This window comes from Nocardioides pantholopis, assembly GCF_003710085.1.
GTDB classification, from domain to species: domain Bacteria; phylum Actinomycetota; class Actinomycetes; order Propionibacteriales; family Nocardioidaceae; genus Nocardioides; species Nocardioides pantholopis.
This window is the reverse complement of record NZ_CP033324.1, coordinates 24,110-46,065: the sequence shown is the minus strand read 5'-3', so window position 1 is coordinate 46,065 and position 21,956 is coordinate 24,110. Positions and strand designations below refer to the sequence as shown.

Sequence of the window (21,956 nt, the reverse complement as noted above, 5' to 3'; positions counted from 1 at the left end):
CGCTCCCGCCGAGCCACCGAGCCACCGAGCCGCCGAGCCGCCGTACGCCGCCGCTACCCCCCGGCGCTCACCAGATCCGGACGCGCGCCTCGGGGTCGACCCACAGCCCGTCGCCGGGAGCGGTGCCGAAGACCTCGTGGAACTCCTCGAGGTTGCGCACGATGTTCGCCCGGAACTCCGGCGGGCTGTGCGGGTCGATGGTGAGGAACTGCCGCTCCTGCTCGGGACGCCGCTTGGTGCGCCACACGTAGGCCCAGTTCGTGAACAGCCGGCGCCGGTCCTCGATGGAGGCGTCGCCGCCCGCGGCGATCAGGTAGGCGCGGTGGGCGATGGTCAGCCCGCCGAGGTCGCCGATGTTCTCGCCGACCGTGAGCGCCCCGTTGACGTGCTCGCCGGGCAGGCTGCGCGGCTCGAACGCGTCGTACTGCTCGATCAGCGCCTTGGTCTTCACCTCGAAGGCGGCCTTGTCGGCCGGCGTCCACCAGTCCTCGAGGTTGCCGTGGGCGTCGTACTGGGCGCCCTGGTCGTCGAAGCCGTGACCGATCTCGTGGCCGATGACCGCGCCGATGCCGCCGTAGTTCTCCGCGGCGTGCGCGTCGGCGTCGAAGAACGGCTTCTGCAGGATCCCGGCCGGGAAGCAGATCTCGTTGGTCCCGGGGTTGTAGTAGGCGTTGACGGTCTGCGGGAGCATGAACCACTCGTCGCGGTCCACCGGGCTGCCGATCTTGGCCAGCTCCCGGTCGGTCTCGAAGCGGGCGGCGCTCGCGACGTTGCCGACCAGGTCGCTCGGGTCGATGCGCAGCGCGGAGTAGTCGCGGAACTTGTCCGGGTAACCGATCTTGGGCCGGAAGGTCTCGAGCTTCTCGAAGGCGCGGGCCTTGGTCTCCTCGGTCATCCAGTCCAGCGAGGTGATCGACTCGCGGTAGGCGGCGATCAGGTTCGCGACCAGGTCGTCCATCAGCGCCTTGGCGCGCGGCGGGAAGTGCCGGGCGACGTACTCGCGCCCGACGGCCTCGCCCAGCGCGCCCTCGACCAGCGAGACCCCGCGCTTCCAGCGGGCGCGCAGCTCGGGGGTGCCGTTGAGGGTGCGGCCGTAGAAGTCGAAGTTGGTCTCGACGAACTCGTCGGTGAGGTACGGCGCCGCGTGCCGCAGCACGTGGATCAGCATCCACGGCCGCCACTGCTCGATGTCGACCTCCTCGAGCACCGTCGAGAGGTGCGCGAAGAACGACGGCTGGCGCACGCAGACCTCGGCCACTGTCTCGTCGTTGCCGCCGAGGTTGGTGACGTAGGCGGCCCAGTCGAAGGCCGGGCAGAGCTCCTGCAGGTCCGCGGCGGTCAGCAGGTTGTAGGTCTTCTGCACGTCGCGGGTCTCGGCACGCTCCCAGTGCCCGGCGGCGATCCGGGTGTCGATCTCCAGGACCGTGCGGGCCGCGCCCTGGGGGTCGGGGTGCTCGCCGAGCGTGAAGAGCCGGGCGAGGTACCCGACGTACTGCTCGCGGACCTCGGCGAACTTCTCGTCGCGGTAGTAGGACTCGTCGGGCAGCCCGAGGCCGCCCTGGCCGAGGTGGAACAGGTAGCGGTCGGAGTTGCGGCTGTCGGTGTCGACGTAGGAGCCGAACAGCCCGTGCCCGCCGACCCGCTCGAACTCGCCGAGGTACGCCGCGAGGTCGCGCACGTCGCGCAGGCCCGCGACGGCGTCGATGAGCGGACGGACCGCGTCGAGGCCCTTGGCCGCGATCGCGTCGGTGTCCATGAACGAGGCGAACAGGTCACCGATCTTGCGGGCGTCCTCGGCCGCTGTCGCGTCCTGCGAGCTCGGCTCCCCGCCGTCGGCGAGGTGCTCGATGATCTCGCGGACCCGGGTCTCCGCGGCGTCGGCCAGCTGCACGAACGGGCCCCAGCTGGAGCGGTCCGCGGGGATCTCCACCTCGTCCAGCCACCGGCCGTTGACGTGGCCGAACAGGTCGTCCTGGGGGCGGATCGCGGGGTTCATGCCCGGGCGGGCGTCGTCGAGGATGCTCACGGCCACGACCCTAGTCGGTGGCCGTCAGCCGGACCGGGGGCCGGGGTGCGGCGTACCCGGGCCGCGCCGAGTCCTCGGGCACTGCCCGCGCTTGTGGGGGCTTGCAATGCCCGAGAAGCGCCGGGATCCCCGGTAGACCGGGGATCCTCGGCCCCCCAGCCTCAGCCAGCGTCGATCCGGGTCCGCACCAGCGCCAGCACGTCCTCGAAGCTGGAGCCGTCGCGGCGCACGATCTCGTCGACCAGCTGGCGCACGACCATCATCACGCCGCCCATCAGCGGGGAGATGTCGAGCTCGAGCTCGCCCTCGTCCTCGTCGAGGGTGACCTCGATGGCGTCGATCTCCAGCAGCCGGCCGAAGGCGATCTCGATGGCCTGGTCGCTCTCGACGTCGAGTGCGGTCACGCCGTCGAGGATGATGTGGCCGGCGCGACGGGCGGTGTCGTCGGGGTTCTCGGTGCCGTTCTCGGCGGGGGTCTCGGTCATGGCCCCATCCTGCCCGGTCCGACGGCGCGGGTCGCGCCGAGGCCGACCGGTCCCGGTCAGCGGACCCGGACGACCGACTTCCCGAGGGTCCGGCGCTCGGCCATGTCCTCGAGGGCGCGCCCGAACTCCGCCAGCGGGTACGTCGCGCCGACCGGCGGGCGGACCACGCCGGACTCGATCATCGGCACCAGCGCGGCCCACTGCCGCTGGAGATAGCCGGGCCGGGTCATCGTGTAGGCGCCCCACCCGACGCCGCGCACGTCGACGTTGTTGAGCAGCAGCCGGTTGACCTTGACCTGGGGGATCCCCTGGCCGGCGGCGAACCCGACCACGAGCAGCCGTCCCTGCGGTGCCAGCACCCGCAGCGAGTCGGTGAAGGCGTCGCCACCGACCACGTCGACGACGACGTCGACCCCGGCTCCGGCTCCGCCGGTGAGCGTGCCGACGGCGTCCCGGAAGCCGTCGAGCAGCACCGCCTCGTCCGCGCCGGCGTCCCGCGCGACCTTGGCCTTCTCCTCGGTGGAGACCACCGCGATCACCCGCGCGCCCATCGCGCGCGCCACCTGGATCGTCGCGGTGCCGACGCCGCCGGCCGCGCCGTGCACCAGCACGGTCTCGCCGGCCCGCAGCCCGCCGCGCTCGTCGAGCGCGAACTGCGCGGTGAGGTAGTTCATCGGCATCGCCGCGCCCTCGTCGAAGGAGAGCGCGTCGGGCAGCGCGAACGTCGAGCCGCGCGGGCTGGCGACCAGCTCGGCGGCTCCGCCGTACGCCCCGACGCCGGCGACCCGCTGGCCCGGCTCGAAGCCGGGACCCGAGACCACGGTGCCGGCGAAGTCGACGCCGAGGGTGAACGGGGGCTCGGGCTTGAGCTGGTACTCGCCCTTGCTCAGCAGCAGGTCGGGGAAGGAGATCCCGACGCTGTGCACCTCCACGAGGACGTCGTCCGGGCCCGGGGTCGGGTCGGGGACCTCGCGGACCTCGACGTCGGCGGGACCGGTGGTGGTGAGGACCTGGACAGCGCGCATATCCGGGAGGCTAGGGCACCGCTCAGCGCGGGTCGACCAACGCGTTCATCTCGAAGTGCATCGGGTCGGTCCACTTCCAGTCGCCGCCCCACCCGAAGCCCCACTTCTTGAAGATCGACACGACCGTCCGGTCGATCGCGCCGACGCTGCCCCGGCCGTTGCCGGGCACGTTGAGGTCGAGGGCCAGCCCGAAGGCGTGGTTGGACAGGGTGCTGGAGCCGGCGATGAAGCGCGGGTAGTAGCACCCGGCGTACTCGTCGGGGTGGATCCGGTCGGCCAGCCCGCGCTGCACGACCTCCTCGAGAGCGGCGCGCAGCTGCGGGAAGATCAGCCGGTTGCAGGTGACGGTGCCGAGGATCGGGACCGCCTCGGTGGTGATGTGCGCGCTGACCCAGGCCGGGTCCGGGGCGATCCGGCCGCCGGCGAGCACCGTGTAGCGGAAGGTCCCGACCGCGTCGGCGGTGGCGCCGACCACCACCGCGGTCTGGGGGGCGCCGGGGTCGAGCCCGAAGCGGGCGACGGCGTCGACGAACTGCACCGGGACGTCGGCGCCCAGCGCCGCGCGCAGCGGCTCGTCCACGGCCTGCGGCGCGGTGCCGGTGGTCGAGACCAGCAGCGCGTTGCCGGGCGTCATCGCGAGCTCCTCGATCCACTTCTCGTTGACGACGACGTCGACGGCGCCCTCGATCTGCTCCGCGAACGCGCCGACGTGGGCGCGCGGGGCGTCCCGGTCGCTGCCGAGCCGGACGTAGCCGTCCTCGTCGATCGGCAGCCGCCGCCGGATCCGGGGGTCGACGGCGATCTCGCCGCCGGCGACCCGGTCCCACACCGCCTGGGTGTCGGCGCTGCCGGCGGCCACGAAGTTGCGGTACGACGCGGGGTCGACCGCCGCCACGCTCACCAGCCGGTTGTCGAGGCTGACCTGGGCCAGCGCGATCCGCGCGACGCTGGTCACGCCCGGCACGGCGCGGACCGCCGCGACCGTGTCCTCATCGAGCTCCTCGGGACCGGCGACCAGGATGTCGGCATAGGACAGCGCCCCCTCGCGGGGGCCCGGCGCCTCCACGGCGTACGCCGCGGGCGGGGAGGGCGCACCGCTCGGGGCCGCCGCCGGCTCCGTGCGCGCCGGGGCGGTCGGCGGCGAGGACGCGCCGGCCCGCGGCGACCCGTCGGGCTCACCGCCTGGGGAGCCGCCCGCGCCGCAGGCGCTGACCAGCGCCAGCACACCGAGCAGACCGCCGGCGGCGATCCTGCGCTGCAGTCCCATGCATCCCTCCCGGCCCTCCAGCCTAGGGGCTGCCTCCCGACCGCCTCGCCGGTCGGTCCCGGGCCGGTTCGCGGCTGATCAGCCGGCCGGGTGCCCGTAGGTTGTCGTCATGACTGCGCAGGACCTCCCCTTCGGCATCGACTTCGGCGGCACCGGCATCAAGGGCGCGCCGGTCGACCTGACCACCGGCGACTTCGCCGCCGAGCGGGTGCGGGTCCGCACCCCGCGCCCCGCGACCCCCGCGGCGGTCGCCGAGGTGTTCTCGAGCCTGCTCGCCGAGTTCCCGGCCTCCTCGGCCCCGATCGGGGTCACGGTCCCGGGCGTGGTCCGCCACGGCGTGGTCCGCTCGGCCGCGAACATCGACGAGTCCTGGATCGGCACCGACGCCGACGCCCTGTTCACCGAGGCCACCGGCCGCGACGTGCACGTGGTCAACGACGCCGACGCCGCCGGCCTGGCCGAGGTCCGGTACGGCGCCGCCCGCGGCCGCGACGGTCTCGTGATCGTGACGACCCTCGGCACCGGCATCGGCTCCGCCCTGGTCCACGACGGCGTCCTGGTGCCGAACGCCGAGCTCGGCCACCTCGAGATCGACGGGTACGACGCCGAGAGCCGCGCCGCGAACAGCGCCCGCGAGGCCGAGGGGCTGTCGATGGCGCAGTGGGCCGAGCGGCTCACGACGTACTACCGGACCCTGGAGCGGCTCTTCTCCCCCGACCTGATCGTGGTCGGCGGTGGCATCAGCAAGCGCGCCGACCACTTCCTGCCGCTGGTGCGCATCGAGACCGAGATCGTCCCGGCCACGCTGCGCAACCGGGCCGGCGTCGTGGGCGCCGCGCTGTACGCGACGCTGTAGCCCGCGAGGCCCCGCGAGCCCCGGTCAGCGCGCCCCGCTGATCGCCGCCGCGACGGCCTTGGGCACGTCCGGGTCGAAGACCGTGGGGATGATGAAGCTCGGGTTGAGCTCGTCGTCGGTGACCACCAGCGCGATCGCCTCGGCCGCCCGCAGCAGCATGTCGATCCCGATCTCGGAGGCCCGGGCGTCGAGCAGGCCGCGGAACACCCCGGGGAACGCGAGCACGTTGTTGATCTGGTTCGGGTAGTCCGAACGGCCGCTGGCGACGACGGCTGCATACTTCGCGGCCTCGACGGGGTCGACCTCCGGGTCCGGGTTGGCCAGCGCGAAGACGACCGCGTCCTCGGCCATGTCCTGGATCCACGTCGCGTCGAGCACGCCGGGGCCGCTGACGCCGACGAACACGTCGGCACCGGTCAGCGCGGCGCGCAGGTCGCCGCGCACGCCGCGCGGGTTGGTGGCCTCGGCCAGCTCCCGCTGGGCCCGGGGCAGCGTGTCGTCGCCCGCGGCCAGGCACCCGGCCCGGTCGTACACGACGACGTCGCCGGCTCCGGCGGCCAGCAGCAGGGTGACGATCGCGGTGCCGGCCGCGCCCGCGCCGGAGACCACGATCCGCACGTCCGGGAGCGACTTGCCCACGACCCGCAGGGCGTTGGTCAGCGCCGCGAGCACCACGATCGCGGTGCCGTGCTGGTCGTCGTGGAAGACCGGGATGTCGAGGCTCTCGCGCAGCCGCCGCTCGATCTCGAAGCAGCGCGGGGCGGCGATGTCCTCGAGGTTGATGCCGCCGAAGCCCGGCGCGATCATCTCGACCGCGCGCACGATCTCGTCGGTGTCCTGGCTGGCCAGGCAGATCGGCCAGGCGTCGATGTCGGCGAACCGCTTGAAGAGCGCGGCCTTGCCCTCCATCACCGGCAGCGCAGCGCCGGGCCCGATGTTGCCCAGGCCGAGGACCGCGGAGCCGTCGGTCACCACCGCGACCGCGTTGCCCTTGATCGTGAGCCGGGAGACGTCCTCGGGGTTCGCCGCGATCGCCGCGCTGACCCGGCCGACGCCGGGGGTGTAGGCCATCGAGAGGTCGTCGCGGTTGCGCAGCGGCACCTTCGAGGAGACCTCGATCTTGCCGCCCAGGTGCAGCAGGAACGTGCGGTCGCTGACCTTGTAGACCTCCACGCCCTCGACCGCGCCGACGGTCTCCTGCAGCTGCGTGGCGTGGTCGGCGTCGCCGGCCGAGCAGGTCACGTCGACGACCAGGCGGGTGTGGCTGGACTCGATGACGTCGATGGCGGTCACGATGCCGCCGGCCTGGGCGATCGTCGTGGCGACCGTCCCGACCACCCCGTGGTCGGGGTCGGTGTGCAGCCGCATCGTGATCGAGTACGACGAGGTGGTGGCGGCGTTGCGGGGGGCGGCTGCCGAGGCGGAGGACTGGACGGAGGGGTTCGGGTCGGACACGCCGCCACCCTCCGCCGTGGGAACGGCTACCGGCAAGTCGGACGCCTGCCACAGGTGAGCCCGCCCACCCGGCTTGTGACACCAGTCACTGATCTGCACTTTTTGGGCCACAGTGCAAGAATCTCGTCATGCACCGATGCACCCGGGACCTCAAGCGGCAGCAGACCGCTGTGCGGATCACCCGCTGCGCCCAGGTGCTGACAGCCGAGCAGGGGCTCGACGGCTTCACGATGGACGAGCTGGCCGACGCCGCCGGGGTCTCCCGGCGCACGCTGTTCAACTACTACCCCGGCAAGCTGGACGCCGTGCTGGGGCCGGTCCCGCTGATCAGCGAGGCGGCCCGGCGGGAGTTCGTCGCCGGCGGCCCGACCGGCGACCTCATCGAGGACCTCGCTGTCCTCGCTCGCACCTTCCTCGAGGCCAACGAGCTGGGCCTGGACCGGGAGGGCCTACGCCGCGTCACCGCGCTGGTCACCTCCTCGCCCAAGCTCCTCGCCGCGGTGCACGAGCGCTTCGAGGAGGTCACCGCCGGCTTCGTCGGCCTGATCGGCGAGCGCGAGGGGAACCGGATCGACCAAGCCCGCGCCCGGCTGCTGATCCGGCTGGTCGTGACCGTCTTCGAGGCCGCCCTGACCCAGTTCCTCGACGGCGACGACCGCCCGATGCCCGACCTGTTCGACCAGACCCTGCACGACGCCCGCAGCCTGCTCGCCTGACCCGACCACCCAGCACAGCCCACTTCCAGGAGAACCCGTGGCCACCCTGTTGTACCGACTCGGCAAGACCGCCTTCCGGCGCTGGCCGATCTTCATCGCCGGATGGCTGGTGGCGATGATCGTCGTCGGCGCCTTCGCCGCGACGATGTCCAAGCCGATGAGCGACTCCTTCTCCATCCCGGGGATCCCCTCGGAGAAGGCCGCCGACATGCAGGCGGAGCTGTTCCCCGACGCCAAGGACGCCTTCGACCAGGCCACCGTCAACGTCGTCGTCGCCGCCCCCGAGGGCGAGAAGCTCAGCGACCCGGAGAACGCCAAGGAGGTCGACGCCCTGGTGGCCGACCTGGCGCAGCTGCCGCAGATGCCGGACACCCCGCTGGCGAACCCGGTCCAGGCGGCGGCGGCCCAGGAGCAGATGATCGTGGGCGCCGCCACCGAGAGCGGGCTGCCGCGCGAGCAGGCGGAGGCCAACGCCGCCGCGCTCTCCCCGCTGTCCGAGGACGGCCGGGTCGGGCAGATCACCTTCGACTTCGACGTCGAGACCATCGCCGACGTGAAGCCCGGGACCATCGACGCGCTGATGGACACGATGGCCGAGCACCGGGTCGACGGCCTCGAGGTCGAGGCCAACGGCTCCGGCTCCGCCGGAATGCTGGAGGTGAACGCGACGTCCGAGCTCATCGGCATCGGCGTGGCCCTCATCGTCCTGGTCCTGACCTTCGGCTCGCTGATCGCCGCCGGCCTCCCGATCGTCACCGCGGCCCTGGGTGTCGGCCTCGGCATCACCGGCATCACCGCGATGACGGCGTTCACCGAGATCGGCTCCACCACCCCGATGCTCGCCACGATGATCGGCCTGGCGGTCGGCATCGACTACGCGCTGTTCATCCTGGCCCGCTACCGCAACGAGCTGCACCACACCGAGGACCGCGAGGAGGCGATGGGCATCTCGGTCGGCACCGCCGGCTCCGCGGTGGTCTTCGCCGGTCTCACCGTGCTGATCGCCCTGTCCGCGCTCGCTGTCGTGCGGATCCCGTTCCTGACCTCGATGGGCATCGCCGCGGCCAGCACGGTCTTCATCTCGGTCCTGGTCGCACTCACGCTGCTGCCCGCCGTGCTTGGGATGCTGAAGTCCAAGGCGTTCGGCGGCCAGGTCCGGCGCTACGAGCCGAAGCGCGACGCCGACGGCCAGCTGCTCAACAACGGCGTGCGCTGGGCCCGGACCGTGGGCCGGTTCCCGGTCGTGGTCGCCCTGCTCGCGATCGTCCTGCTCGGCGCGCTGGCCATCCCGATGAAGGGCCTGCACTTGGCCTTCCCCTCCGACAGCACCGCGTCGGTCGACACCACCCAGCGCCAGGCCTCCGACCTGACCGCCGAGGCCTTCGGCCCGGGCCGGGACGCCCCGCTGATGGTCGTGGTCGACGCCACCGACGTCGACGCCGCCGAGCGTCCCGCCGCCTTCGGCGCCGTGGCCCAGTGGGCCGGCCAGCTCGACGACGTGCAGAACGCCCAGGTGGTCACGATGAACGAGGAGGGCACCGGCGCCCAGGTGCTGGTGACGCCGTCCTCGGGGGCCGAGGACACCGCGACCCAGGACCTGCTCACCGCGATGCGCGACGGGCAGTCCGACATCGAGGCCGAGACCGGCACCACCACCGGCGTGACCGGTCTGACCGCGATCACGACCGACGTCTCGGACCGGCTCAGCGACGCGCTGCCGATCTACCTGGCAGTGGTCGTCGGGCTGGCGTTCCTGCTGCTGATGCTGGTCTTCCGGTCGATCCTGGTCCCGCTGACCGCGACGTTCGGGTTCCTGCTCTCGGTGCTCGCGACCCTCGGCGTGACCGTGGCGGTCTTCCAGGAGGGCGCCTTCGGGATCATGGAGGGCCAGCCGATCGTCAGCTTCATGCCGATCTTCCTGATCGGCCTGGTCTTCGGGCTGGCGATGGACTACCAGGTCTTCCTGGTCACCCGGATGCGCGAGGCGCACGTGCACGGCATGAGCGCCCGCGACGCGGTGGTCGACGGCTTCCGCAACAGCGCCCGGGTCGTCACCGCGGCCGCGGCGATCATGATCTCGGTCTTCGCCGCGTTCATCCTCATCGATGAGCCGATCATCAAGTCGATGGGCTTCGCCCTGGCGATCGCCGTGCTCTTCGACGCCTTCGTCGTCCGGATGGCGCTGATCCCGGCGCTGATGTACCTGCTCGGTGAGAAGGCCTGGTACCTCCCGGCCTGGCTGGACCGGATCCTTCCGGTCGTCGACGTCGAGGGCGAGAAGCTCGAGCGCGAGCACCTGCGCCCGTCGGGTGACGAGGTCACCACCGGAGACGACGCGGTCCGCGTCTGAGCAACCCCCTCCCGGGCGGCCCGGGGTGCGCTGCGGCGCACCCCGGGCCGTTCCCGTTCCCGCCGCCCGAGTCCCGCCCGAGCCCCCGAGCCCCGCCCGAGTCCCGCCCGAGCCCCCCGAGCCCCGCCCGAGTCCCGCCCGAGCCCCCCGAGCCCCGCCCGCCGATCGAGCCGCCCGAGCCCCCGGGCGAGGGCGTGTCGAGATCCCCGCACCCGAACGCCGCTCAGCCGACCAGCCGGCCGCGGGCCTGCGCGAGCTCCTGCTCACCGACCAGGCTGGTGTGCACGCCGAGCAGCACCCGGACCCGACGGTCGGCGACCTCCAGCAGCACCTCGCCCGGCGCCGTCTCGACGACCCGGCCGCGGACCAGGTAGCAGTCGCCGGCCCGCCGCTCCAGCAGCGCCTCCGCCGGCGCCGGCTCCACGTCGGCGTCGGCCGCGAGCACCAGCACCGGGCGCAGCCGGCCCCGGAAGCGCCACAGCAGCAGCGCGCCCAGGAGGACCCCTGCGTCGATCAGCAGGGTCACGACCAGGACCGAGCTGCTGCGCACCTGACCGTCGACGGCGTACACCGACTGGTGCTCGGGCAGCACCCGCACCCGCAGCGTCCCGCCCGCGACCGCGGCGGCGTGGGCGTCCTCGTCGACCTCGACCGGCCAGGTCCGCTGGGGAGCGGGGTCGATCTCCTCGGGGTAGGTGAAGTAGACCAGGTACGTCGGCTCGCCGCCGCTGTCCCGGGCCCGCTCGGCCCGCACGTCCGCGACCACCTCGGCCCCGGACCGGTCCAGCTGCCAGCGCTCCCAGAGGCTCTGCGCCAGCGGCAGGTTCACGACCACCAGGACGACCGCGAGCAGCAGCAGCCTCGAGCGGCCCCCTCGGGCGGCCGGCGCGCGAGATCCGGACTCGGACATCTGCCCAGTATGGGTCGCCGGCCGGACCTGGAGAGCCCGGAAACGACTCGAGGCCGGGACTCCCATCTCTGGAAGGCCCCGGCCTCGGGTCCGGGATGTTCCCCGGGTGGTGCGCGAGGGGGGAGTTGAACCCCCACGTCCTTTCGGACACACGGACCTGAACCGTGCGCGTCTGCCTATTCCGCCACTCGCGCTTGAAGCGGCGTCAGGCTATCCCAGCCCGCCGGACATTCCCAAACCGGGGAGCGAGGGGCCCCGATCGGCGCGTGACGGGCGGGGTACGCCGGGGTCGCATGGATACGATCAGGGCGACCCGGCGACGAGCCGGTCACTCGGCCTGCGTGCGGTTCGTGGGAGGGTCGAGCGGGCCGCGATCGCGCGGCCCCCAGGGCGAGAGCAGAAGTCAGAACTCGGAAAGGAGGCGACGTGGGTGGTCTGCAACGGTTCGAGCAGCGGCTCGAGCAGCTGATCTCCGGCGCCTTCGCGCGCGCCTTCCGCTCGGCGGTCCAGCCGGTCGAGATCGCCGCGGCGCTGCAGCGCGAGTGCGACAACAACGCCCAGATCCTCTCCCGGGACCGCCGCCTGGTCCCCAACGACTTCCACGTGGAGCTGTCCGGCACCGACCTGGACCGGCTGGCGCCGTACGACACCGCGATGGCCGACGAGCTGGTCACCCAGCTCCGCGAGCACGCCGAGTCCCAGGGCTACTCCTTCCCCGGCCCGGTCACGCTCTCCTTCGAGCCCGCCGACGACCTGACCACCGGCCGGTTCCGGGTGCGCAGCCGCGCCCAGGCCAAGGTGACCGGCCACGCCTCCCCCGCCCAGGTACGGCGCGCCCGGGCGATGCTCGAGGTCAACGGCACCCGGCAGCCCCTCCAGCCGCCCGGCCTGGTCGTCGGCCGCGGCACCGAGGCCGACGTTCGCATCAACGACCCCGGAGTGAGCCGGCGGCACGCCGAGTTCCTCGTCGTCGAGGGCGCCCGCGGCGACCGCGACGACCTGCGCGTCGAGGTCCACGACCTGGGCTCCACCAACGGGCTGCTGGTCGACGGCCGCAAGGTCCCCCGCGCCGCGCTGCACGACGGGTCCACGGTGCGGATCGGGAACACCACGCTCACCGTGCGGGTGGTCGAGGAGGACCGCGTTGTCTGAGCTCACCCTGCTGCTGATCCGGATCGCCTACCTCGCCATCCTGTGGATCTTCGTGCTCTCGGCGGTCTCCGTGATCCGCACCGACATGTTCGGCGCCCGGGTCCCCGAGTCCGCCCGCGGCCGCGGCCAGGCGCCCACCAAGGAGCGCCGGCCCAAGACCCCCTCGAAGCGCCGCGGCACCCCCTCCCACGTCCTGGTGGTCGAGGGCGGCAACGCCGGCGAGCGGGCCGACCTCGACCGGGCACCGATCCTGATCGGCCGCGGCTCCGACGCCGCGATCCGCCTCGACGACGACTACGTCTCCACCCGGCACGCCCGGATCGCCGCCGCCGGCGACCAGTGGTACGTCGAGGACCTCGGGTCCACCAACGGCACCTACATCGGCAACGTGCGGATCACCCAGCCCACCACGATCACCCTCGGCACCCAGGTCCGCATCGGCAAGACGATCCTCGAGCTGCGGAAGTGACGGGCCCGCGCTGATGCTCCGCCTCCAGTACGCCGCGATCTCCGACGTCGGCCGGGTCCGCAAGGACAACCAGGACTCCGGGTACGCCGGGCCGTGGCTGCTGACCGTCTGCGACGGCGTGGGCGGCGCCGCGCGCGGCGACATCGCCTCCGGCACCGCGGTGCAGCAGCTGCGCCGCCTCGACGAGCGCCCCGAGGTGGCCACGCCGGACGACCTGCTCGGCCTGGTCTCCGGCGCCCTGCACCGCGCCCACGACCGGATCGGCGAGCTCGTTGACGAGGATCCCTCCCTCAACGGCACCAGCACCACCGCCACCGTCGCCCTCTTCGACGGCGACCGGATCGCGATCGGCCACGTCGGCGACAGCCGGGCCTACCTGCTGCGCCACGGCGAGCTGAGCCAGCTCACCCGCGACCACACATTCGTCCAGAGCCTCATCGACGAGGGCCGGATCACCGAGGACGACGCGCGGGTCCACCCGCACCGCAACCTGATCCTCAAGGCCCTCGACGGCATGCACGAGACCGAGCCGGACCTGTTCGTGCTCGACCTGCTGGCGGGCGACCGGCTGCTGCTGTGCAGCGACGGGGCCTCCGGGGTCCTCGACGACACCCGGCTGGCCACGATCCTCAGCGAGGGCACCCCCGACTACGCCGCGGTGGAGCTGGTGCGCGCCTCCCTGGACGCGGGGAGCTCCGACAACGTCACCTGCGTGGTCGCCGAGGTCGTCAGCGACGACACGCCGGTGCTCGACGCGGACGGCGAGGAGCTCGCCCCCCAGCTCGTCGGCGCGGCCGCCGAGCTGCGCCGCCGCCCCGGGCGGGCCCTGGGCGCGGGCCTGTTCCGTGGCCACCGCAGCGGCGACACCGGCGAGCTGGAGGCGGTCCCCGCCGACCTGCCCGCCGACGTGCCGTTCGCGATCCCGGCCGACCCGATCGACCCCGAGGCGGCCCGCTACGCCCCCCGCCCGCCGGCCCGCTTCGCCTGGCTGCGCCGGGTCCTGGCGCTCGCGGTCCTGGTCGGCCTGGTCTGGATCTCCACGGCCGCCGCGTGGTCGTGGTCCCAGCGCCAGTACTACGTCGGCGAGCAGGACGGCGTGGTCGTGATCTTCCGCGGCATCAGCGCCGACCTGCCCGGGGTCTCCCTCTCCGAGCCCTACGAGACCACCAACGTGGTCGTCGAGCGACTGCCGACGGTCCAGCAGCGCCGCCTCGAGGACGGCATGGGCGGCGGCACCCTCGACAGTGCCCGCGACACCGTCCGCAACCTCGCCGGCAAGATGGCACCCACCGAGACGACCGTGTCCACCCAGACGAGTTCCTCGAGCGCCGGCACCGCAGCGAGCGCGGGCCGGGCGGGCTGAGGCCGGCGATGGCTCCCAGCGGCTCCCTGATGGGCTTCGTGCACCGGCAGCGCCGGGGCGCGGAGCTCTTCCTGCTCATCCTCGCGCTCGCCGTCGGCATCGGCGCCTACGCCGCCGTCGGCATCGGCGTCGAGGGCCACGTCCCGGCCGACATCGTCGGGTACGGCGGCTGGCTGGCCGCCCTGGTCGTGGCCGCGCACGTCGCGGTCCGCATCGTCGCGCCGTACGCCGACCCGGTGCTGCTGCCGGTGGTGGCGGCCCTCAACGGGCTGGGCCTGGCGGTCATCCACCGCCTCGACCTCGCGTCCGGGGACCACACCTTCGCCCGACAGCAGCTGACCTGGATGACGCTGGGCGTGATCCTGTTCGTGCTCACGCTGGTGGTGGTGCGCGACCACCGCCTGCTGCAGCGGTTCACCTACACCAGCGGCCTGGGCGCCCTCGCGCTGCTGCTGCTGCCGCTGGTGCCCGGCGTCGGCAAGACCATCAACGGCGCCCGGATCTGGATCGGCATCGGGCCGTTCAGCTTCCAGCCCGGCGAGGTGGCCAAGGTGCTGCTCGTCGTCACCTTCGCCGGCTACCTGGTGCTGCACCGCGACGCGCTCGCGCTCGCCGGGCGCCGGGTGCTCTTCGTCGACCTGCCCCGCGGTCGCGACCTCGGGCCGGTGCTCGCGATGTGGGTGGTCAGCCTCGGAGTGCTGGTCTTCCAGCGCGACCTCGGCTCCAGCCTGCTGTTCTTCGGCCTGTTCCTGATCATGCTCTACGTCGCGACCGAGCGGCCCGGCTGGCTGGTCGTCGGCGGGCTGCTGTTCACGGCGGGCGCCGCCGCCGGCTACCAGCTCTTCGGCCACGTCCGGCAGCGCTTCGACATCTGGCTGGACCCGTTCGACTACTACCGCCAGGCCTCCGGCCCGCACAGCGACCAGCTGGTCGAGTCGCTGTTCGGCATGGCCTGGGGCGGGCTGCTGGGCCGCGGCTTCGGCGAGGGCAGCCCGTGGCGGATCTCCTACGCCGAGTCCGACTTCATCATCGGCGCCATCGGCGAGGAGCTCGGCCTGACCGGCGTCATCGCGGTGCTGCTGCTCTACGGCCTGATCGTCGAGCGGGCGCTGCGCGCCGCGCTGATCTCCCGCGACGGCTTCGGCAAGCTGCTGGCCACCGGGCTCGCGGCGGTCTTCGCCCTCCAGGTCTTCGTGGTCGTCGGCGGCGTCACCGGGCTGATCCCGCTGACCGGCCTGACCACCCCGTTCCTCTCCTACGGCGGCTCCTCGCTGGTCGCGAACTGGGTGATCGTCGCGCTGATGCTGCGCGTCTCCGACCAGGCCCGCCGGCCGCTGCCCGACCTATCCACCACCGACGACGAGGATCCCGACGTGGAGTCCACCCAGGTGGTCCGCCTGCCATGAACAAGCCGATCCGCACCGTCGCCATCTTCTGCCTCGTCCTGTTCGTGGCGCTGATGGCCAACGCCACCTACCTGCAGTACTTCCGCTCCGCCAGCCTCAACGACCACGCCGGCAACGCGCGGGTCTTCAACGAGGCGTACTCCACCGAGCGCGGGGCCATCGTCGCGGGCCGCAGCCCGATCGCGGAGAGCATCCCGGTCGAGGACCAGTACGAGTTCCTGCGCACCTACCCCGAGCCGTTCAAGTACTCCCCGGTCACCGGCTACTTCACCTACGAGTTCGGCGCCGGGGGCCTCGAGCGGACCCAGAACGCGGTGCTGTCCGGCGAGGACGACCGGCTGTTCGTGACCCGGCTGGTCGACCTGCTCAGCAACTCCGGCACCCAGGGCGGCAACGTGCAGGTCACCCTCGACCGCGCCGCGCAGGACGCCGCCTGGGAGGGGCTGACCGGCGTGCCCGGCGACGTCGAGGGCGCCGTGGTCGCGCTGGAGCCGAAGACCGGCAAGGTCCTGGCGATGGTCTCCTCGCCCAGCTACAACCCCAACAAGCTCGCCTCGCACGACTTCGGCGAGGTCCGCAAGGAGTGGGCGCGGCTCAACGACGACCCGGCCGAGCCGCTGCTGAACCGCGGCACCCAGAAGACCCTGCCGCCCGGGTCGACGTTCAAGCTCGTCACCGCCGCCGCGGCCCTGGAGAGCGGCAGCTACGCCTCCGCCGACGACCAGGTGCCCGGCGGCTCGACGTACCAGCTCCCGCTGACCTCGGGCGACACCGGTCTGATCGACAACGAGGGCCGCTCCTGCGGCACCGACCGGATCCCGTTCAGCCAGGCGATGGAGCAGTCCTGCAACACCACGTTCGCGCGGCTGGCCGTCGAGGTCGGCGCCGACGCGATGCGCGAGCAGGCGGAGGCCTTCGGGTTCAACAGCACCGCCCTGGAGGACCTGCCGGAGGCCGCCTCGACCTTCCCCGACGACGCCAACGAGCCGCAGCTCGGGCAGAGCGGCATCGGCCAGTTCGACGTGCGCGCGACCCCGCTGCAGATGGCGATGGTCGCCGCCGGGATCGCCAACAACGGCGTGGTGATGCGGCCCTACGTCGTCGACGAGGTGCAGTCCGCCGACCTCGACGTCGTCGAGACCACGCAGCCCGAGGAGTACTCCGAGGCCGTGAGCGGGCCCACCGCGAGCGAGCTGACCAAGATGATGGTCGCCACCGTCGAGGACGGCACCGCGAGCCCCGCGGCCATCCCCGGCGTCTCGGTGGGCGCCAAGACCGGTACGGCGCAGAGCGGGCAGGACGACGTCGCGCCGTACGCCTGGTTCGTCTCGTTCGCCCCGGCCGACGACCCGGAGGTCGCGGTCGCCGTGATGATCGAGTCCGCGGCGATCGAGCGCGGGGAGATCGGCGGTGGCCGGATCGGCGGACCGATCGCGAAGGCTGTCATGGAAGCGGTGATCAAGAAGTGAGCACGAGCTCGACCGGCGCCCCGGGCGCCTGGGCGGACGACGCCCGTCGCTACCGGCTGGAGAGCCGCATCGCCACCGGCGGGATGGGCGAGGTGTGGCGGGCGACCGACACGGTCCTGGACCGCACGGTCGCGGTGAAGCTGCTCAAGACCGAGTACGCCGACGACGCCTCGTTCCGGTCCCGCTTCGCCACCGAGGCCCGGCACGCGGCGGCGCTGCACCACGCCAACATCGCGTCGGTCTACGACTTCGGCGAGGCCTCGTCGGCGGACGGCTCGGGGGTGCCCCGGCCGTACCTGGTCATGGAGCTCGTCGACGGCCAGCCGCTGTCGAACCTGCTGACGCCCGGCCAGCCGCTGGACCCCGAGGCCACCCGCTACCTGCTCGCCCAGGCCGCCGACGGGCTCGGCGCCGCCCACGCCGCGGGGATCGTGCACCGCGACGTCAAGCCGGCGAACCTGCTGGTCACCCCGGACCGCCAGGTCAAGATCACCGACTTCGGCATCGCCCGGGCCACCGAGGGCCTGGGGCTGACCCAGACCGGCCAGGTGATGGGCACCCCGCAGTACCTCTCCCCCGAGCAGGCGCGCGGCCAGACGGCGACGCCGGCCTCGGACGTGTACTCCCTGGGTGTCGTGGCGTTCGAGTGCCTGGCGGGCCGGCGGCCCTTCCAGGCGGACACCCCGGTGGCCACGGCGCTCTCGCACCTCAACGACCCGGTGCCGGACCTGCCCGCCAGCGTGCCGGCCGACCTCGCCCGCGTGGTGTACCGCGCGCTGGCCAAGGACCCCGCCGAGCGCTACCCCGACGCGACGTCGTTCGCCGCGGCCCTGCGCAACCCGGCCGGTGCGGGCGAGGCGACGCAGGTCGTCGCGACGGCGCCCCCCACCGAGCAGACCCAGCTGCTGACCAGCGCCGCGGCCCCGCTCGCGCCACCGACCTCGGCGACCCCCGCGGTCCAGCCGGAGGAGGAGCAGCAGGGCCGCAGCCGGGCCCGCTGGCTGATCCCACTCCTGGTGCTGCTCGCCGCCATCGTCGTCGCCGCGGCCCTGCTGCTGCGCGACTCCGGGGACGACACCGACGACCCCGAGGCGCCGGAACGGCCCAGGACGTCCGCTCCGGCCTCGCCGACCGACGAGGCCACGACCGAGGAGTCCTCGCCGGACCCCACCACCGACGAGCCGGACCCGGACCCGACCACCCCGGACGACCCGACCACGGCAGCCGAGACCGTCAACGTCTCCCCCGGCAGCTACGTGGGCCGTGACGTCAGCGACGTCGAGGCCGAGCTGCGCGACCAGGGCCTGCGGGTCAGCCTGGAGCGCCTGGACAACCCGGGCGGGCGCGAGGAGGACCAGGTCGAGTCGGTCAACCCGACCGGCCAGGTCGAGGTCGGCAGCACGATCCGGGTCCGCTACTGGGGCCCCGAGCCGCAGACGCCGAGCCAGCCCCAGACCCCGAGCACTTCGACACCCACCAGTCCGACGGACGCCGAGACCAGCGGCGACGAGGGAGGCACCACCGGATGAGCGACTCGCAGCCGACCCTGGTCGGCGGCCGCTACGAGCTCGGCGAGCTGCTGGGCCGCGGTGGGATGGCGGAGGTGCGCAAGGGCGTCGACACCCGGCTGGGCCGGATCGTGGCGATCAAGCGCCTGCGCACCGACCTCGCCAGCGACGCCACCTTCCAGGCGCGCTTCCGTCGCGAGGCCCAGTCCTCGGCGTCGCTGAACCACCCCTCGATCGTCGCGGTCTACGACACCGGCGAGGAGCCCGCAGCCGACGGCTCGGGCGTCGCCCAGCCCTACATCGTCATGGAGTTCGTCGCCGGCCGCACGCTGCGCGACGTACTGCGCGAGGGCCGCAAGATCCTGCCGGAGCGGGCCCTGGAGATCACCAGCGGCGTGCTCGCGGCCCTGGACTACAGCCACCGCGCCGGGATCATCCACCGCGACATCAAGCCCGGCAACGTCATGCTGACCCCCAGCGGCGACGTGAAGGTGATGGACTTCGGCATCGCCCGGGCGATGAGCGACGCCGCGAACACGATGACCCAGACCGCGGCCGTCGTGGGCACCGCCCAGTACCTCTCCCCCGAGCAGGCGCGCGGGGAGACCGTCGACTCCCGCTCCGACGTCTACTCGGCCGGCTGCCTGCTCTACGAGCTGCTCACCGGCCGGCCCCCGTTCGTGGGCGACAGCCCGGTCTCGGTGGCCTACCAGCACGTGCGCGAGCAGCCGCAGCCGCCGTCGGACCACGACACCGACCTGCCGCCGGAGATCGACGCGATCGTGATGAAGGCGCTGACCAAGCGCCTGGAGGACCGCTACCAGTCCGCGGCAGCCATGCGCAGCGACATCGAGCGCTACCTCGCCGGCCGGCCGGTGGAGGCGAGCATGCCGCCCGCGACCGCCGCGACGCAGGTGCAGAGCGACCCGGAGCCCACTACGGTCCGGCCACCGGCCGCCGAGAACCCGCAGCGGCGCAACCGCGGGGTGATCGCGGCGGCCGTGCTGCTGGTGCTGGCGCTGATCGTGGCCGGCGTGCTGCTGTGGCCCCAGCTCTTCCCCGGCGCCGCGGAGCAGGAGCAGGTCCCCGACCTCACCGGGAAGACCGAGGCGCAGGCGCGCCAGGCCATCGGCGCCGCCGGGCTCACGGTCGGCACCATCGACCTGGCCGCCTCCGACACCGTGCGCGCGAACCGCGTCATCCCCGGCACCCAGGAGCCCGTCGCCGGCAAGTACGTCGACCCCGGCACCACTGTCACCTTCACGATCTCCACCGGGAAGCCGCAGGTGACGATCCCCGCCGACCTGGTCGGCCAGGGCCGCAACGCCGTACGCGACCGGCTCACCGGCCTGGGCCTGGTGCCCGAGCTGCGCGAGGAGGAGGCCGACGAGCCCAAGGGACAGGTGCTGAGCACCGACCCGGCGGGCGGGACGTCCGTGACGGCCGGCTCCACGGTGACGGTCCTCTACTCCGACGGTCTCGAGCAGGTCCCCGACGTCGTCGGCGACAAGCGTGGCCAGGCCGAGCAGAAGATCAAGGACCGCGGCTTCGCCCCGAAGGTCTTCGAGACCGACGACACCACGCAGCCCGCGGGCACCGTGATCGAGCAGGACCCGGCCGCTGGCACCGAGGCGGACGACGGGTCCACCGTCTACATCACCGTCTCAACCTTCGTGAAGCCGACGCCGACGCCGACCCCGACGCCGACCGTGCCGACCGACCCGCCGACCACCGACCTGCCGACCGACCCGAGCACGGTGGTCCCGCCCCCGGCCGAGCAGCGGAGGGTGCCGCCCGTCGCGCGGGCGACCCCGCTCAGCGGATCGGCTCAGCGTAGGAGAGGTCGAGCAGGCCGTCGTACGCCGGAGCGGTGACCTCGTCGTCGGTCTCCAGCTCCCAGCCGACGGCGATCTCGGGGAGTGCGGCCTGGCGGCGGTACTCCGCGACCGCGTCGTCGGCCTCGAGCGACTGCAGCATCTGCTCGGCGCTGCCGACCCCGGTGATCACGTAAGGCGGTGAGTAGGGCCGGCCCTGGAGGTTCACCGAGTTCCCGATGCACTTGATGCCGGTGGTGGAGACGATCCGCTTGCCCTGGACGGTGACCGCCTCGGCCCCGCCGGCCCACATCGCGTTGACCACCGCCTGGATGTCCTGCTGGTGGACCAGGAACAGGTTGAGATCGACGTCGGAGCCCGCCGCCTCGACCACGCCGGACTCGCTGTCGGTGAGCGTGACCGTGACGCCCTCGCCGCGCCGCGGCACCATTCCGGCCGGGTCGCGCAGCTCGGCGATCTCCCGGCGGTAGCGGTTCACGTCCCGGTCGCGGACCCGCTCGGTCAGGGCTGCGACGTCCTCGGTCAGCTCGGCGACCCGTCGCTCGAGCCGCTCGTACTCCCGCGACTCGTTGCTGACCAGGCTGGCGAGGTCGGTGTAGCGACCCGGACGCAGATCGGTGCCCTCGCTGTTCTCGGCGCTGGCCACGAACAGGCCCCCGCAGAGCAGCACCACCACGGGGGTGCCGATGGCCCAGGCGCGCCGCCGTCCGGGCCGGGGCGCGCCCGGTCCGGCGTCCGGACCCGGCTCGGGACCGGGGCCCGGGCCGGGGTTCAGGTGAGATCCGGGGGGCACGACGACTAAGGTAGCCGGGGACCCGCGACCGTCGTCGCGGCAGTGCGCCGAACCGAGGAGAACGCGTGACCAAGTCGAAGGCCGACCAGCGCTACGTCGACCCGACGGGAAGCCGGGTCTTCTCCGTCCGCTTCCTCATCTCACTGCTGATGATGGCGGCCGGCATCGCCTGGACCCTGTACTACTACGTCGCGGTGTGGGCCGACCCGACCGACCCCGAGGCCAAGGCGGGCAAGCCCGCGTTCATGGCCGACCTGGGCGACTGGAACTACCTGATCGGCTTCGGCCTGCTGATGCTCGGCCTCGCCGTCGCCGCCCACCCCTCCACCCCGCTCGGCCGCGGCCAGGGCGTCGTGGTCGGCATGCTCGGCTGCTTCCTGATCGGCCTGATCTGGATCTGCCTGTTCTACATCTTCAGCGACGACCTCTCGGCGCTGCCGGTCTTCGACGACCTCGGCCAGAAGAACCTGTTCGTCGGCATCGGATTCATGGCCGTGGGCTTCGCCTACGCCACCAAGTGGGAGTGAGCGACACCCTCCTCCGCGTGTCCACGACCGCCGGCCGTCCCTCGGGATGGCCGGCGGTTCTGTGTTTCGGGCCGCTGGTCCCGCCCGCAGCGGTGAGCTGGCCACCGTTTGCGCGCGCAGGGCGCTGGCAGCGGTGAGCTGGCCACCTTTTGCGCGCGCAGGGCGCTGGCAGCGGTGAGCTGGCCACCTTTTCCGGTCCGCAGAAGGTGGCAGGCTCACCGCTCCCCGGCGCGGTCCGGCCCGGCCCCACCCACCGCCCCGGTTGTCCACAGGCTGGGGACAACCTGTGGAGAACTACACGCGTGTAGTTCTCCACATGTCATTCCACAGCTGTGGACAGAGCC

General features: G+C 72.9%; 18 protein-coding genes and 1 tRNA gene. 11 read left to right on the top strand and 8 right to left on the bottom strand.

Annotation, left to right across the window (positions count from 1 at the left end):
* Window positions 1–67: 67 nt before the first annotated feature.
* The 4 genes from EBO35_RS00205 to EBO35_RS00190 all read right to left on the bottom strand — a co-directional run bounded on the left by EBO35_RS00205 (window position 68) and on the right by EBO35_RS00190 (window position 4,803).
* Window positions 68–2,026 carry a M13 family metallopeptidase gene (locus EBO35_RS00205; protein ID WP_122815944.1) on the bottom strand — a complete coding sequence of 653 codons (1,959 nt, stop codon included), beginning with the start codon at window positions 2,024–2,026 and terminating at the stop codon, window positions 68–70.
* 161 nt (window positions 2,027–2,187) lie between these two features.
* Entirely contained in the window at window positions 2,188–2,511 is a 324-nt protein-coding gene (locus EBO35_RS00200) for a hypothetical protein (protein WP_122815943.1), read from the bottom strand.
* A 56-nt stretch (window positions 2,512–2,567) separates the two neighbouring features.
* The gene (locus tag EBO35_RS00195; RefSeq protein WP_122815942.1) at window positions 2,568–3,536 is read right to left on the bottom strand and encodes an NADPH:quinone oxidoreductase family protein; all 969 of its coding nucleotides are present in this window, start codon (window positions 3,534–3,536) and stop codon (window positions 2,568–2,570) included.
* A gap of 22 nt (window positions 3,537–3,558) precedes the next feature.
* On the bottom strand, window positions 3,559–4,803 hold the full coding sequence (locus tag EBO35_RS00190) for a M15 family metallopeptidase (protein WP_122815941.1): 1,245 nt from the start codon (window positions 4,801–4,803) through the stop codon (window positions 3,559–3,561).
* 109 nt (window positions 4,804–4,912) lie between these two features.
* On the opposite strand from EBO35_RS00190, the gene ppgK reads away from it, so the two are divergent.
* Window positions 4,913–5,659 carry a polyphosphate--glucose phosphotransferase gene (ppgK, locus tag EBO35_RS00185; RefSeq protein WP_122815940.1) on the top strand — a complete coding sequence of 249 codons (747 nt, stop codon included), beginning with the start codon at window positions 4,913–4,915 and terminating at the stop codon, window positions 5,657–5,659.
* 24 nt (window positions 5,660–5,683) lie between these two features.
* On the opposite strand, the gene EBO35_RS00180 is transcribed toward ppgK, so the two are convergent.
* A complete protein-coding gene (locus tag EBO35_RS00180; protein WP_122819169.1) occupies window positions 5,684–7,027 on the bottom strand; it encodes an NAD-dependent malic enzyme in 1,344 nt (447 codons plus the stop codon).
* 215 nt (window positions 7,028–7,242) lie between these two features.
* Here EBO35_RS00180 and EBO35_RS00175 point away from each other — a divergent pair, with 215 nt between their 5' ends.
* Window positions 7,243–7,830: a TetR/AcrR family transcriptional regulator gene (locus tag EBO35_RS00175; protein ID WP_122815939.1), complete on the top strand. Its 588-nt coding sequence runs from the start codon at window positions 7,243–7,245 to the stop codon at window positions 7,828–7,830.
* 37 nt (window positions 7,831–7,867) lie between these two features.
* A complete protein-coding gene (locus EBO35_RS00170; protein ID WP_122815938.1) occupies window positions 7,868–10,180 on the top strand; it encodes an MMPL family transporter in 2,313 nt (770 codons plus the stop codon).
* Between the two features lie 223 nt (window positions 10,181–10,403).
* On the opposite strand, the gene EBO35_RS00160 is transcribed toward EBO35_RS00170, so the two are convergent.
* Window positions 10,404–11,090 (bottom strand): DUF3592 domain-containing protein, encoded by a 687-nt coding sequence (locus EBO35_RS00160; protein WP_122815937.1) that lies wholly within the window; start codon window positions 11,088–11,090, stop codon window positions 10,404–10,406.
* 107 nt (window positions 11,091–11,197) lie between these two features.
* Window positions 11,198–11,284 (bottom strand) — tRNA-Leu (locus EBO35_RS00155).
* A gap of 232 nt (window positions 11,285–11,516) precedes the next feature.
* Between EBO35_RS00155 and EBO35_RS00150 the strand changes: the two genes are divergently transcribed.
* From EBO35_RS00150 to pknB, 7 genes are read left to right on the top strand one after another with little or no spacing between them, the layout of a single operon-like run.
* Window positions 11,517–12,242 (top strand): DUF3662 and FHA domain-containing protein, encoded by a 726-nt coding sequence (locus tag EBO35_RS00150; RefSeq protein WP_122815936.1) that lies wholly within the window; start codon window positions 11,517–11,519, stop codon window positions 12,240–12,242.
* Window positions 12,235–12,711, top strand: a complete 477-nt coding sequence (locus EBO35_RS00145; RefSeq protein WP_122815935.1) for an FHA domain-containing protein FhaB/FipA — start codon at window positions 12,235–12,237, stop codon at window positions 12,709–12,711. The genes EBO35_RS00150 and EBO35_RS00145 overlap by 8 nt, the downstream gene beginning before the upstream one ends.
* Window positions 12,712–12,724: 13 nt before the next feature.
* Window positions 12,725–14,074: a PP2C family protein-serine/threonine phosphatase gene (locus tag EBO35_RS00140; protein ID WP_122815934.1), complete on the top strand. Its 1,350-nt coding sequence runs from the start codon at window positions 12,725–12,727 to the stop codon at window positions 14,072–14,074.
* Window positions 14,075–14,082: 8 nt separating this feature from the next.
* Window positions 14,083–15,480 carry an FtsW/RodA/SpoVE family cell cycle protein gene (locus EBO35_RS00135; protein ID WP_122815933.1) on the top strand — a complete coding sequence of 466 codons (1,398 nt, stop codon included), beginning with the start codon at window positions 14,083–14,085 and terminating at the stop codon, window positions 15,478–15,480.
* The gene (locus EBO35_RS00130; RefSeq protein WP_122815932.1) at window positions 15,477–16,949 is read left to right on the top strand and encodes a peptidoglycan D,D-transpeptidase FtsI family protein; all 1,473 of its coding nucleotides are present in this window, start codon (window positions 15,477–15,479) and stop codon (window positions 16,947–16,949) included. Before EBO35_RS00135 ends, EBO35_RS00130 begins: the two co-directional genes overlap by 4 nt.
* Entirely contained in the window at window positions 16,946–18,478 is a 1,533-nt protein-coding gene (locus EBO35_RS00125) for a serine/threonine-protein kinase (protein ID WP_122815931.1), read from the top strand. Before EBO35_RS00130 ends, EBO35_RS00125 begins: the two co-directional genes overlap by 4 nt.
* Window positions 18,475–20,331 carry a Stk1 family PASTA domain-containing Ser/Thr kinase gene (pknB, locus tag EBO35_RS00120; protein WP_122815930.1) on the top strand — a complete coding sequence of 619 codons (1,857 nt, stop codon included), beginning with the start codon at window positions 18,475–18,477 and terminating at the stop codon, window positions 20,329–20,331. Before EBO35_RS00125 ends, pknB begins: the two co-directional genes overlap by 4 nt.
* On the opposite strand, the gene EBO35_RS00115 is transcribed toward pknB, so the two are convergent.
* The gene (locus EBO35_RS00115; protein WP_241153788.1) at window positions 20,273–21,085 is read right to left on the bottom strand and encodes a DUF881 domain-containing protein; all 813 of its coding nucleotides are present in this window, start codon (window positions 21,083–21,085) and stop codon (window positions 20,273–20,275) included. The two genes, pknB and EBO35_RS00115, sit on opposite strands and share 59 nt — an antisense overlap.
* Window positions 21,086–21,150: 65 nt before the next feature.
* Here EBO35_RS00115 and EBO35_RS00110 point away from each other — a divergent pair, with 65 nt between their 5' ends.
* Entirely contained in the window at window positions 21,151–21,612 is a 462-nt protein-coding gene (locus tag EBO35_RS00110) for a cell division protein CrgA (protein ID WP_241153787.1), read from the top strand.
* Window positions 21,613–21,956 lie beyond the last annotated feature (344 nt).

Bases quoted from the DNA above. Each gene is read 5' to 3' on its own strand.
- EBO35_RS00190 (WP_122815941.1), bottom strand. From the start codon at position 4,803: ATGGGACTGCAGCGCAGGATCGCCGCCGGCGGTCTGCTCGGTGTGCTG.
- ppgK (WP_122815940.1), top strand. From the start codon at position 4,913: ATGACTGCGCAGGACCTCCCCTTCGGCATCGACTTCGGCGGCACCGGC.
- EBO35_RS00140 (WP_122815934.1), top strand. From the start codon at position 12,725: ATGCTCCGCCTCCAGTACGCCGCGATCTCCGACGTCGGCCGGGTCCGC.
- EBO35_RS00195 (WP_122815942.1), bottom strand. From the start codon at position 3,536: ATGCGCGCTGTCCAGGTCCTCACCACCACCGGTCCCGCCGACGTCGAG.
- EBO35_RS00200 (WP_122815943.1), bottom strand. From the start codon at position 2,511: ATGACCGAGACCCCCGCCGAGAACGGCACCGAGAACCCCGACGACACC.
- EBO35_RS00135 (WP_122815933.1), top strand. From the start codon at position 14,083: ATGGCTCCCAGCGGCTCCCTGATGGGCTTCGTGCACCGGCAGCGCCGG.
- EBO35_RS00130 (WP_122815932.1), top strand. From the start codon at position 15,477: ATGAACAAGCCGATCCGCACCGTCGCCATCTTCTGCCTCGTCCTGTTC.
- EBO35_RS00175 (WP_122815939.1), top strand. From the start codon at position 7,243: ATGCACCGATGCACCCGGGACCTCAAGCGGCAGCAGACCGCTGTGCGG.
- EBO35_RS00160 (WP_122815937.1), bottom strand. From the start codon at position 11,090: ATGTCCGAGTCCGGATCTCGCGCGCCGGCCGCCCGAGGGGGCCGCTCG.
- EBO35_RS00180 (WP_122819169.1), bottom strand. From the start codon at position 7,027: ATGCGGCTGCACACCGACCCCGACCACGGGGTGGTCGGGACGGTCGCC.
- pknB (WP_122815930.1), top strand. From the start codon at position 18,475: ATGAGCGACTCGCAGCCGACCCTGGTCGGCGGCCGCTACGAGCTCGGC.